The organism is Aquibacillus salsiterrae (genome assembly GCF_028416595.1).
Lineage (GTDB): Bacteria > Bacillota > Bacilli > Bacillales > Amphibacillaceae > Aquibacillus_A > Aquibacillus_A salsiterrae.
This window is the reverse complement of record NZ_JAMQKC010000003.1, coordinates 213,521-226,112: the sequence shown is the minus strand read 5'-3', so window position 1 is coordinate 226,112 and position 12,592 is coordinate 213,521. Positions and strand designations below refer to the sequence as shown.

Annotated in this window: 16 protein-coding genes; all 16 read left to right on the top strand. The window is 38.4% G+C overall.

The genetic code is table 11. The annotated features are described in order from the left end of the window. The first annotated feature begins 45 nt into the window (after positions 1-45). The 16 genes from NC799_RS05775 to dprA all read left to right on the top strand — a co-directional run bounded on the left by NC799_RS05775 (position 46) and on the right by dprA (position 12,426). A complete protein-coding gene (locus NC799_RS05775; protein WP_272445427.1) occupies positions 46-372 on the top strand; it encodes a putative DNA-binding protein in 327 nt (108 codons plus the stop codon). Positions 373-385: 13 nt separating this feature from the next. Beyond that, positions 386-1,738 (top strand): signal recognition particle protein, encoded by a 1,353-nt coding sequence (ffh, locus tag NC799_RS05770; protein WP_272445426.1) that lies wholly within the window; start codon positions 386-388, stop codon positions 1,736-1,738. Positions 1,739-1,815: 77 nt separating this feature from the next. After that, positions 1,816-2,088, top strand: coding sequence for a 30S ribosomal protein S16 (gene rpsP / locus NC799_RS05765; RefSeq protein WP_272445425.1), 273 nt, complete (start codon positions 1,816-1,818; stop codon positions 2,086-2,088). A gap of 14 nt (positions 2,089-2,102) precedes the next feature. Beyond that, the gene (locus NC799_RS05760; protein ID WP_272445424.1) at positions 2,103-2,330 is read left to right on the top strand and encodes a KH domain-containing protein; all 228 of its coding nucleotides are present in this window, start codon (positions 2,103-2,105) and stop codon (positions 2,328-2,330) included. A gap of 115 nt (positions 2,331-2,445) precedes the next feature. Further along, on the top strand, positions 2,446-2,832 hold the full coding sequence (locus tag NC799_RS05755; RefSeq protein WP_272445423.1) for a YlqD family protein: 387 nt from the start codon (positions 2,446-2,448) through the stop codon (positions 2,830-2,832). A gap of 11 nt (positions 2,833-2,843) precedes the next feature. Beyond that, positions 2,844-3,359 (top strand): ribosome maturation factor RimM, encoded by a 516-nt coding sequence (gene rimM, locus NC799_RS05750; RefSeq protein WP_272445422.1) that lies wholly within the window; start codon positions 2,844-2,846, stop codon positions 3,357-3,359. Beyond that, a complete protein-coding gene (gene trmD, locus NC799_RS05745; protein WP_272445421.1) occupies positions 3,359-4,111 on the top strand; it encodes a tRNA (guanosine(37)-N1)-methyltransferase TrmD in 753 nt (250 codons plus the stop codon). The genes rimM and trmD overlap by 1 nt, the downstream gene beginning before the upstream one ends. Positions 4,112-4,283: 172 nt before the next feature. Next, a complete protein-coding gene (gene rplS / locus NC799_RS05740) occupies positions 4,284-4,628 on the top strand; it encodes a 50S ribosomal protein L19 (RefSeq protein WP_272445419.1) in 345 nt (114 codons plus the stop codon). Positions 4,629-4,775: 147 nt separating this feature from the next. Beyond that, positions 4,776-5,333: a signal peptidase I gene (lepB, locus tag NC799_RS05735; protein ID WP_272445418.1), complete on the top strand. Its 558-nt coding sequence runs from the start codon at positions 4,776-4,778 to the stop codon at positions 5,331-5,333. 16 nt (positions 5,334-5,349) lie between these two features. Continuing rightward, entirely contained in the window at positions 5,350-6,195 is an 846-nt protein-coding gene (ylqF, locus tag NC799_RS05730; protein ID WP_272445417.1) for a ribosome biogenesis GTPase YlqF, read from the top strand. A 257-nt stretch (positions 6,196-6,452) separates the two neighbouring features. Continuing rightward, entirely contained in the window at positions 6,453-7,229 is a 777-nt protein-coding gene (locus NC799_RS05725; RefSeq protein WP_272445416.1) for a ribonuclease HII, read from the top strand. Between the two features lie 15 nt (positions 7,230-7,244). Further along, the gene (locus NC799_RS05720) at positions 7,245-8,810 is read left to right on the top strand and encodes a hypothetical protein (RefSeq protein ID WP_272445415.1); all 1,566 of its coding nucleotides are present in this window, start codon (positions 7,245-7,247) and stop codon (positions 8,808-8,810) included. Beyond that, positions 8,807-9,085: an EscU/YscU/HrcU family type III secretion system export apparatus switch protein gene (locus NC799_RS05715; protein ID WP_272445414.1), complete on the top strand. Its 279-nt coding sequence runs from the start codon at positions 8,807-8,809 to the stop codon at positions 9,083-9,085. Before NC799_RS05720 ends, NC799_RS05715 begins: the two co-directional genes overlap by 4 nt. 118 nt (positions 9,086-9,203) lie before the next feature. Continuing rightward, positions 9,204-10,364, top strand: a complete 1,161-nt coding sequence (sucC, locus tag NC799_RS05710; RefSeq protein WP_272445413.1) for an ADP-forming succinate--CoA ligase subunit beta — start codon at positions 9,204-9,206, stop codon at positions 10,362-10,364. Between the two features lie 55 nt (positions 10,365-10,419). Next, positions 10,420-11,322 carry a succinate--CoA ligase subunit alpha gene (gene sucD, locus NC799_RS05705; RefSeq protein WP_272445412.1) on the top strand — a complete coding sequence of 301 codons (903 nt, stop codon included), beginning with the start codon at positions 10,420-10,422 and terminating at the stop codon, positions 11,320-11,322. 183 nt (positions 11,323-11,505) lie between these two features. Next, positions 11,506-12,426: a DNA-processing protein DprA gene (dprA, locus tag NC799_RS05700; protein WP_272445411.1), complete on the top strand. Its 921-nt coding sequence runs from the start codon at positions 11,506-11,508 to the stop codon at positions 12,424-12,426. The last annotated feature ends 166 nt before the right edge of the window (positions 12,427-12,592 follow it).

Sequence of the window (12,592 nt, the reverse complement as noted above, 5' to 3'; positions counted from 1 at the left end):
TAGTATTTTTATGTAAAGGTATTTCACTTAACAAGGGGTGTCATTTTGTTAGAAAAAACAACCCGAATAAACTTTTTATTTGATTTTTATCAGGAGCTACTTACTCCAAAACAAAGAAACTATATGGAGATGTATTACTTAGAGGATTTGTCGCTAGGTGAAATTTCCGAATCCTTTGATGTGTCTAGACAAGCTGTTTATGATAATATTCGTCGGACAGAAACAATGCTAGAATCCTATGAAAAGAAACTCCATCTTTATGAAAAATTTGCCGAACGCAGACAAATAGTGGAGCAACTTGAAAGTAGGTTAACAGATACAAATGACTCAGAAATAAAAGAGTTAATCAATTTGCTAAAAGAATTAGAGTAGGGAGGCGAGTTTTATGGCATTTGAAGGTTTAGCCGACCGCCTGCAAAACACGATTCAAAGAATTAAGGGCAAAGGTAAAGTAACAGAACAAGATGTCAAAGAAATGACGCGAGAGGTCCGGTTAGCATTACTAGAAGCAGATGTTAATTTCAAGGTTGTAAAGGATTTCGTTGCACGCGTCAAGGAACGAGCGATTGGTCAAGAAGTAATGGAAAGTCTTACCCCTGGCCAACAAGTAATAAAAGTTGTCAAGGAAGAGCTTACAGCACTAATGGGCGGCGAACAAAGTAAGATAGCTGTTGCTGACCGACCGCCAACAATCATCATGATGGTCGGTTTACAAGGTGCAGGTAAGACAACGACAACAGGTAAACTTGCCAATTTGTTAAGGAAGAAATACAATCGCAATCCAATGTTAGTTGCAGCCGATGTGTATCGACCTGCTGCGATAAATCAGCTTGAAACGCTAGGGAAACAATTAAGTATGCCTGTATTTTCACTAGGCACCGATCGTGATCCTGTCGATATCGCTAACCAAGCGATTGAAAAAGCGAAAGCAGATCATAACGACTACGTGATCATTGATACCGCCGGTCGCCTTCATGTCGATGGTGACTTGATGCAAGAGCTAAAGCAAATCAAAACGGATGTTGCCCCAGATGAGATTTTCTTAGTCGTTGACGCAATGACAGGTCAAGATGCTGTCAATGTTGCGGAAAGTTTTAATGAGCAATTGGAGCTTACAGGTGTTATTTTAACCAAGCTAGATGGGGATACCAGGGGTGGTGCAGCCCTATCTATTAAAGCTGTAACGGAAAAGCCTATTAAATTTGCAGGTATGGGTGAAAAGTTAGACGAGTTAGAAGTTTTCCATCCGGAGCGAATGGCATCAAGAATTCTAGGGATGGGCGATGTTTTGTCCCTTATTGAAAAGGCGCAAGACAACATTGACGAAAAGCGGGCAAAAGAGCTAGAAGAGAAAATGCGTTCTGCTTCTTTTACGTTTGACGACTTTCTAGAACAAATGTCCCAAGTTCGGAATATGGGACCACTCGAAGACTTATTAGGAATGCTACCTGGTGCTAACAAAATGAAGGGACTAAAAAATGTCCAATTTGATGAAAAGCAAATTTCACACGTAGAAGCAATCATTCAATCGATGACTAAAAAAGAGCGACAAGATCCAAGTGTAATGAACGCAAGCCGTAAAAAGCGGATTGCCAAAGGATCTGGACGAACAGTTTCAGAAGTAAATAGACTTCTAAAGCAATTTGATGAGATGAAGAAAATGATGAAACAAATGACGAATATGCAAAAGGGTAAGAAAGGGAAAAAGGGTAAAGGATTCAATTTTCCGTTCATGTAATGGAAAAACACTTTACAGACTTTTAAACATCTGATACAATCTAGACTTGTGAAAAACATTTATTGGAGGTGCAAGACATGGCAGTTAAAATTCGCTTAAAGCGTATGGGTTCTAAAAGAAACCCTTTCTATCGCGTAGTAGTAGCTGATTCACGTTCTCCTCGTGATGGACGTATTATTGAACAAATTGGCACATACAATCCGGTTGCTAATCCGGTTGAAGTGAAGTTAGATGAAGAAAAGGCACTTGACTGGATGACTAAGGGTGCGAAGCCTAGTGATACAGTACGTAACCTATTTTCTAAAGAAGGCATCATGATGAAATTCCACGACAAGAAAAACCAAAAGTAAAGTAGTGTGATAGCATGAAGGCCTTGATTGAATCGATTGTTACGCCATTGGTTGATTACCCAAAAGATATTGTGATAACAGAAAAGGAAGAAGAGCATAAGCTTGTCTACCACTTATCTGTTCATCCAGAAGATGTTGGGAAGGTAATTGGTAAAAATGGCAGAATTGCTAAGGCAATAAGAACTGTTGTTTATGCAGCAAGTTCAGATTCAAAAAAGCGAATCTATCTCGATATTATGTAGTAGTTCATTGGGGGAGGGGACAACCTTTCCCCTTTTTACTATTTTGGAGCTGGCCTGTTTGACTTACTCATATGTAGTTTTAAAAAAGCAACTCCCGGTAGAAAGGTTGAGCGCGTTGAAAATAATTAGAAAAATTCCTGTTAAGCAAATAATGACAGAATCTAGTAAGCGCGAGCTGCACAAGGTTTTTGATAGGCAAAAGCAGCAACTTGAACAAGAGTGTCAACAGCTATTATTTGAACAAAAGAAACTTCAACAAAAGCAAGGTGTGTCAAAGGAAGAGGTATATAAACGATTTCAAGGTGAAATAACTAGACGAAGAGATAAGATGAAGTGGATTGATTTTCAGATAGAGCAGCTAAATATCTTGCCGATTGGTAGTGAGATGGAAGAAGGGGAAGTTGAAGCTCTTGTTGAAGTTACAGAAGGGTCTAACTGGAATGAACTAATGAGTAACAAAGCTATATTTGTAAAAGATGGAATTGTTATAGGAATTAAATAGTAGGTGACGGTATGAAAAGGAAAATGTTTAATGTTGGAAAAGTTGTGAACACTCATGGAATTAAGGGAGAGGTAAGAGTTATACGTATTACAGACTTTGAGGAACGGTTTCAAGTAGGACAAAGATTGTTCTTGTTTACAAAGGACGATGAACAATTTGAAGTAGTTGTAGACGGTCATCGAAAACATAAAAATTTTGATTTATTACATTTTGACTCGTATCACTCGGTTAATGATGTGGAGAAGTTTAAGGAAGGTATGTTAAAAGTGAGTCAAGACCAATTATCATCCTTAGATGAAGACGAGTTCTACTATCATGAAATCATTGGCTGTCAAGTTGAAACGACGTCAGGTGAAGTGCTTGGTGTTGTTAAGGAAATACTATCTCCGGGTGCAAATGATGTTTGGGTTGTAAAGCGTGAGCAGCAAAAAGATTTACTTATTCCATACATTGAAGATGTTGTAACGCAAGTAGATGTGGCTAACAGCAAAATTGTAATTGAACCAATGGAAGGGTTATTAGACTAATGCGGATTGATATATTAACATTGTTTCCTGAAATGTTTGAAGGCGTATTGCAGACTTCCATCCTTAAGAAAGCCATGGAATCAGGTGCATTCCACTACAACTATGTGAATTTCAGAGATTATACGAAAAATAAACATAACAAAGTCGATGACTATCCTTACGGCGGGGGAGCAGGTATGGTGTTAACTCCACAACCCATTTTTGATGCTGTAGAGGATATAACAAAAGAGGTAGAGACAAAGCCAAAAATAGTTCTCATGTGTCCTCAAGGACAGCCCTACAATCAAAAAAAGGCTGTCGAACTAGCCAAAGAAGACCATCTCATCTTTATTTGTGGTCATTACGAGGGTTATGATGAAAGAATTAGACAACAGTTAGTAACAGATGAAATTTCAATTGGCGATTACGTGTTAACTGGTGGAGAACTCGGGGCAATGGTCGTGATTGACAGTGTTATTCGTCTACTTCCAGGTGTTTTAGGAAACGAAGATTCAGCACCTCAAGACTCGTTCTCGCAAGGGTTACTAGAACACCCCCACTATACGAGACCGGCAAATTTCAGGGGGATGAAAGTCCCGGAAGTGTTAACCTCTGGGCATCATGGCAAGATTGAAGAATGGCGAAAAAAGGAGTCTTTGAAACGAACATTTGAACGTCGAAAAGATTTATTAAAAGAGTATCCATTAACAGAAGAGGAAAAAGCGTGGCTAAAGCAATTGGAAGACTTGAAAAATTCAGATTCTATTGTCTAATAGTTTGAACAGCAGCTTAAAATAATGGTAGAATGAAGTTGCGCTTGAAGTAGTTTTCTAAATATGGTATATTATTTGTTGTGCTTAAGGTAAACTTAGGTTTTATAAACGATGTTCCGCTGTTTTATCTGTTTTCAAAATACGAGCATTGGTTTGGAAGGAGTGTGACAGGATGCCTAACTTAATCGAAGAGATTACAAAAGAACAACTTCGTACTGATCATCCTGATTTCCGTCCTGGTGACACGGTAAAGGTTCACGTGAAAGTCGTGGAAGGTAACCGTGAGCGTATCCAGGTATTCGAAGGCGTAGTCATTAAGCGTCAAAACGGCGGAATCAGTGAGACTTTCACTGTACGTAAGATTTCTTACGGTGTAGGTGTTGAACGTACTTTCCCAGTACATTCACCGCGTATAGATAAAGTTGAAGTAAGCCGTCGTGGTAAAGTACGTCGTGCGAAGCTTTACTATCTACGTAACTTGCGTGGTAAAGCAGCACGTATTAAAGAAATTCGTTAATCAAAATGTAATAGTGAAAGGAGCTTGCATTGTCAAGCTCCTTTTCTATTAGTTGGATTTAACCAGTATCTAGCTGACTAAGGATGCCATAAGGTTTACAATAAAAGTTAAAGGCTCTAGTTGGCAGATGTGGAGGGAAAATAGAAAATGGAAAAAAAGAAGAACGAATGGTTTGATTGGATAAAAGCATTATTATTTGCTGCTGTCCTTGCATTGATTGTGCGAATGTTTTTTTTCGCTCCAATTGTAGTAGATGGTCCATCCATGCTTCCTACATTAGAAAATGGAGACTACATGATTGCTAACAAATTAAACTATCTTATCGGTGAGCCAAATCGTTTTGATATTGTCGTGTTTCATGCAACGGCTGACAAAGATTACATAAAGCGAGTCATAGCACTTGAGGGCGAATATGTTGAAATGAAAGGTGATAAGTTATATATCGATGGGAAAGAAGTCGAGGAACCATATTTAAATTCAATCAAAAGCAGTTTTTCTAGTAAACAACCGTATACCTTTGATTTTAAGCTAGAAGACCTACCGGGAGGATATTCCGAAATCCCTAAAGGATATGTATTTGTCTTAGGGGATAACCGAGGAAATTCCACGGACAGTCGGATGCTCGGGCCTATTCCAATCGATCAACTTGTTGGTGTTGCATCGTTTAGATATTGGCCAATTGATCGTTTTGGTATTGTAAATTAATTGTGAGGTGAATCGAATGACAATTCAATGGTTTCCTGGACATATGGCCAAAGCAAGACGTGAGGTTCAAGAAAAACTAAAATTGGTCGATTTTGTGATAGAGTTAGTCGATGCGCGTGCACCTATTGCTTCACAAAATCCTATGCTACATGACGTACTGCAAGAAAAAGCAAAACTAATGGTCCTTATGAAAAAAGATTTAGCTGACCCTGTTCAAACAGAGGCATGGATCAATTATTTTGCAAAAAAAGGGGTTCCTGCTGTTGCTGTTGATGTCCAAGACAAACAGGATATTCAACAAGTCATAACACAAGCAAAAGAACTAGGAAAAGAAAAACTGGAGAAACTACGAAAAAAAGGGGTGCGACCTAGACCATCTCGGGCTATGATTGTAGGTATTCCAAATGTAGGAAAATCGACGTTAATCAATCGTCTCGCTAATAAAAAAATAGCAAAGACCGGTGATCGTCCGGGTGTTACAACGGCTCAGCAATGGATCAAAGTTAAAAAAGACTTTGAATTGCTTGATACCCCTGGTATTTTATGGCCAAAGTTTGAAGATGAACAGGTGGCCTATCGTTTAGCTGCAATTGGAACGATTAAAGATCAGCTTCTACACTTAGATGATATTGCAGTTTTTATCATTGGTTTCATAAAAGAGAATTATCCGTCCATTTTACAAAGTAGATATGAGCTTTCTAATGAAATGACTGATATGCTTGAGATCTTTGAATCGATTGGAAAACGACGTGGTTGTCTTGAAAGTGGTGGTAGAGTGAACATGGAAAAAACGGCTGAAGTAGTAATCCGTGATTTAAGAACAGGGAGATTAGGCCGACTTACGATGGAAATTCCGAGTTGAAGAAAAGCGCCTGGAACTACAGACGGTTCCTCGAATTTTTATCCTTTATTTGATGAAAATTACCCCATTGATACTAGTCAAAACACAATTGCCAAGACAATCAAGCTCGCTGATCTCTAATAATAGTCAACATAGGACAAATAGTATGCCCCATTTAACATTAATCCAATAAGATCGTCTCGAAGAAAATAATGACCAGCTTCTAGCTTAATATGGTTCGAAACACTGAGGTAATAAAAGAAATGGAGAAATTAGTGATGTGGAAAGAACGAACGATTGCTGATATTAAAAAAGCGTTACTAAGTCAAACACTGCCTGTGAATGAGATAAATGAATTAAAATCTGATACTCGAATAGGAGTCCAAAAGCTAGTAACTCAATATGAAAAAATGAGAGAGAAAAAAGAGCAGGAACATACGCGTTTTCTTGACATGATGCAATTTGAACAAGCTCAATATGAAATAGGAAACATATATGTAGCTGGAATCGATGAAGCAGGCCGGGGACCGCTTGCTGGACCTGTAGTGGCAGCAGCTGTCATTCTACCTCAAGACTTTTATCTAGCAGGACTTAACGACTCAAAGCAGATTAGACAGGTACAACGAGAAAAATTCTATGATGAAATAACCAGACAAGCAGTTTCGTATGGAATATCCATGATACATAATGATGAAATCGATGCCATTAACATTTATCAGGCAACAAAAAAAACGATGAAAAAAGCAATTCAATTACTGGATCCTACCCCAGATCATGTCTTAATCGATGCTGTACCACTGGACGATTTACCGTGTACGAGTAAGTCAATCGTCAAAGGAGATCAATTGAGTGTATCGATTGCAGCAGCAAGCATTTTGGCGAAAGTAACAAGAGACAGGTGGATGGCGGAAATCGATCAAGTTTATCCGGTGTATCATTTCGCGTCTAATAAGGGATATGGGACAAAAGACCATTTGGATGCAATTGAACAATTTGGTATTTGTCCTTATCATCGAACATCATTTGAACCAATCCATACTTTAACGAAACGGTAAGTAGGGGGGAAAGCTTTGGCTGGATTATATGTTAATGGAACAAGTGGTTTGCCAGGTAAAGCTGTACAAGGTACTCATGCCAAAACAAAGGAAGTGCAATTAAAAGAAGGCCAAGTACTTATTGGTAAGGTGTTAAAATTATTTCCCAACAACCAAGCGGAGATAATATTAGCTGGTAAACCTATGGTTGCAAAGCTTTTTGCTTCCTTAAGCTCGAACAAACATTATTGGTTTCAAGTCGAATCAACAGGCAATGCACCTCATTTACGCGTAATAAGTAATCAACCAATTACAAGTAGTAATCAAGTGGAGCAGCTTTTATTAGAATTCGGATTAACAAATGCAGAAGAAAATCGACGATTAGTGAGAGGATTAATAGATCGTAAAATTCCTATCGATAAGGCAACATTAATCAAACTAGTGGGAATACTTTCTAGACAAGCAGCAAAAGAAATATCTTTCCAAGCGCTTGAGACAATGCTAAAGCACGAGTTGCCTATAACTAATTCAGTCTATCAAGCAATTCATCATCGATCCTCTTCATCGCTTACAGACCAATTAGTACAACTGTACAATCAGGTAAACGATACGGAAGGCAGTTTAAGACAGCTTCTCGAGCTTTTCGTCCTAGATCCAAGTTATGAAACTGAGCCCCTAGTTAGTACGTTGGTTCATTCAAAAGAACAAGGTCTTTTCGACGATTTGTTAACTAAAGCAAAGTTATTTTCTAGTCGAACCATATCTAGTGGTCAGCTTTTATTAGGTGAAGAGACGGTCCAAAACATAACAAACCAAAGTATGGAAGGAAATCAAAAACGCGATACACAGCCTGTTGTGCGTGAAGCGGATTCCAACAACCTAATGAAGTATTTGCGCCCGTTACTCCGTGAAAAGTTACCAGAATCGTTAGAAAGAGAGTTAGTTCGACTATTAACGGTGTATGACCGTATTCCAACAGATAGTTGGGATGACATGAAATATAAATTCCTTCTTCATCTTAAACAGTTTCGTTTTTTTAGTGGAATTGACCATGAAGGGAACATGTTAAAAAACGAGGGGAAGGCTTACGAACAAACATTGAAGTCTTTAGTCATCCAAGCGATGAAAAGTACCGGAGAAAATAGTTTACTTGAGAGATTACTTCATACCATAAACGGCATGCAACTAACTGGAGTGGAAGAAGGGAATTTCTTATCAAGTCTTTCTTTACAACTACCTGGAAATCGGTTAGGCCTACTAAATGATGTATATTTAAATATGAAAGGCAAAAAGAATAGTTCGAATAAGATAGATACTGATTTTTGCCATATCTACTTTTATTTGCACTTAAAAAATATTGGAGAGACAATCATTGATATGAAGATTCAAAAGCGGTCTGTTAACATGACTGTTAAAAATAAGAATAGTAAAGTAAAACCTATTCTAGCTACATATCGTCCAATATTAAAGGCTTCTTTAGCAAAACTGGATTATCACTTATCTTCGGTGAAATTTGAGAAAATCGAAGAAATTCCAAGCAATCGAACAAACAGTAGTCTAGTATCTTCGCCGCATCAACAAGGAGTCGATTTTAAGATATGACAGAAGAAAAAAGAAAACAAGCAGTAGCTCTGCGGTATGATAAAGAAACTACGCATGCGCCAACAATAACGGCAACAGGCAAAGGGCATGTTGCTGATAACATAATTAAACATGCTATTACCAATGATATTCCTATTCAAGAGGATCCATCACTAGTTGAATTGCTGTCTAAGCTAAACGTTCATCAACAAATACCAGAAGAGCTTTATCAAGCTGTTGCCGAGGTTTTTGCCTTTATTTATCAAGCAGATAAAGAAATGTCTAACAAAAAGTGACATTGGAAGAGACATGTTTTTGCCATGGCACAATAATTAATAATGGTAATCTATGGACAATTTATAACAATGTTTTATACAATGAATTTGCAGTGATTATTTGATGGGAGGATGGAACATGAACATTCACGAGTATCAAGGCAAAGAGATTTTGCGCAATTACGGTGTTGCTGTGCCTAATGGCCATGTCGCATATACAGTAGATGAAGCTGTAGAAGCTGCTGAAAAATTAGGAAGCAGTGTATCGGTTGTTAAAGCACAAATTCACGCTGGGGGTAGAGGTAAAGCTGGTGGAGTAAAAGTCGCTAAAAACCTTGATGAAGTGCGTACATATGCGGATGAAATATTAGGAAAAACGCTTGTGACACACCAAACTGGATCAGAAGGCAAGGAAGTAAAGCGGTTACTAATCGAAGAAGGCTGCGATATTCTCAAAGAATATTATATCGGTTTAGTATTAGACCGTGCCACTTCTCGAGTGACAATGATGGCCTCTGAAGAAGGTGGAACAGAAATTGAGGAAGTAGCAGCTGAAACTCCGGAGAAAATCTTTAAAGAGGTTATTGACCCGGTAGTTGGTTTAAGTGCTTATCAAGCTAGACGATTAGCTTTTAACATTAACATCCCTAAAGAGTATATTTCTAAAGCAGTAAAGTTCATGCTTGGTCTATATCAAGTATTTGTTGAGAAGGATTGCTCTATTGCTGAAATTAATCCTCTTGTAACGACTGGTGATGGAAATGTTTTAGCATTAGACGCTAAGCTAAACTTTGACGATAATGCCTTATTCCGTCACAAAGATATTCAAGCGTATCGTGATCTAGATGAAGAGGATCCAAAGGAAATTGAAGCATCTAAATATGACTTAAGTTATATTGCGCTTGATGGTAACATTGGCTGTATGGTTAATGGTGCTGGTCTTGCGATGGCGACGATGGATATTGTGAAGCATTATGGAGGCGACCCGGCTAACTTTCTAGACGTTGGAGGCGGTGCCACTACTGAGAAAGTTACCGAAGCCTTCAAAATCATTTTGTCCGATTCTAACGTTAAAGGGATTTTCGTCAATATCTTTGGTGGAATTATGAAGTGTGACGTTATTGCTGAAGGTGTTGTCGAAGCGACAAAACAGGTTGGCTTAGAGATCCCACTTGTTGTTCGTTTAGAAGGTACAAACGTGGACCTAGGTAAAAAGATTTTGGCTGAATCTGGTCTTAACATTACTGCTGCAGAGTCTATGGCTGATGGTGCAGAAAAAATCGTTGCATTAGTTAAGTAATAGATTAGAGTGGGTGGTATTCTACCAAACGACAAACAGAAAGGACGGACTATAAATGAGTGTTTTCATTAATAAAGATACCAAAGTATTGGTTCAAGGTATAACTGGTTCAACAGCCCTATTTCATACAAAACAAATGCTAGAATATGGAACAAAAATCGTTGGCGGTACTTCACCAGGTAAAGGTGGAACAGAAGTAGAAGGAGTACCTGTATTTAATACTGTTAAAGAAGTTGTCGATGCTACTGGTGCAAACGCATCTGTTATATATGTTCCGGCACCATTTGCAGCAGATGCAATCTTGGAAGCTGTTGATGCTGAATTAGATTTAGTGATTTGTATTACGGAGCATATTCCTGTTATGGATATGGTAAAGGTAAAACGTTACATGGAAGGTAAGAAAACGAGATTGGTTGGACCTAACTGTCCAGGTGTGATCACACCAGAAGAATGTAAGATTGGTATTATGCCTGGTTACATTCATAAAAAAGGTCACATCGGGGTTGTTTCTCGTTCTGGAACACTAACTTACGAAGCAGTTCATCAACTTTCTGAACAAGGCTTTGGCCAGTCTACTGCTGTTGGTATTGGTGGGGACCCTGTAAACGGTACGAACTTTATTGATGTATTAAAAGCGTTTAATGAAGACCCTGAAACAGAAGCAGTTATGATGATTGGTGAAATCGGTGGTACTGCTGAGGAAGAAGCTGCTGAATGGGTGAAAGCGAATATGAAAAAACCAGTAGTTGGCTTCATTGGTGGGGCAACTGCGCCTCCAGGTAAGCGTATGGGCCATGCTGGTGCGATTATTTCAGGTGGTAAAGGTACTGCCGATGAAAAGATCAAAGTGTTAAATAGCTGCGGAATTAAGGTAGCTGAGACTCCGTCTGTAATGGGTGAAACAATGATTGGAGTTTTGAAAGAGAATGGCTTGTTAGAGAAATGTAAAACACACTAAACTAATGATTGGAGCTGGCTCTAATAAATTAGAGTCAGCTCTTTTTCTATAAGATAAGAAAGTAAATCAATTAATCACTTCTGTGGCAAAGACCGCCACGTCGACGATTGACTTATGCCTGTCGGGTCTACCAAGGCGCTTACGCTTTTCTTAAGAAAGTATATCTATTTAAGGGTGATTAATATGAATAATAAACGCTCACGGCTAATTTGTTTGCATCAATCACGTGCAATGACGAGGCCTGTACTAAGAAAAATGCTAAAGAGTGATCCAAGTCTCATCCAGTTCTTCTCCTATCTTCCTCAAGACTTTATCCACTACTTTGGAATGAAAGTAGAAAGAGCCAACCAGTTGTATAAAGATTTACATGACCCAGAGGCTTGGACTACTATTTATAACGACTCCAATCACTACACAATCATAACGATTGATGATCCGTTTTATCCGTTACCATTAAGAGCTATCCAAGACCCTCCTATCGTTTTGTATGCAAAAGGTAACTTGCAATTACTCTCTCTTTTCCCTTCACTTAGTGTTGTTGGCACTAGATATCCATCAAAGGAAGCAAAGGCAAAAATTAATTACATTATTGGCCCGCTAATTGATCAAGGCTGGACGATTGTTAGTGGAATGGCAAAGGGGATCGATGGGTTAGCGCATGAACTAGCTATAGTAAAACATGGTTACACTATCGCAGTGCTCGGCGGCGGATTTGACTATGTATATCCATCCGAACATAAAAAATTATTTGAAAGTCTCACACAAACACAATTGGTCCTGACAGAATATCCCCCATCTGTACGTCCTATTCGTTACCATTTCCCGGAACGAAATCGCATTATTAGTGGTTTAAGCTTCGGGACAATAGTCATCGAAGCAAAAGCGAAAAGTGGCTCGTTAATTACGGTCGAACAAGCGTTGGACCAAGGTCGTGAAGTATATGCTGTCCCAGGCTCGCCTTTAAGTACCCATGTAAGTGGATGTCATAAAATGATTCAAGATGGCGCAAAATTAGTACAAAATACCCACGATATTTCAGAGGATTGGGAAGCTGGAAAGGAAAAATGGTGTCGCTTTTTAGCAGATTTTGATATTTTTTCTTGAATTTGTCTTTTTGAAATTAGATTTAGGTTTGACAAACGATGGGTAACTATTTAATAATAGGGAAGATTTATCAACTAGTTTTATTTAGAAATTTCAGTAAAAGATACTGTAAATAGAAGAAGATTGGAAAGTTATTGTGTGTCATCAAATAAAATAAAACAAAAAT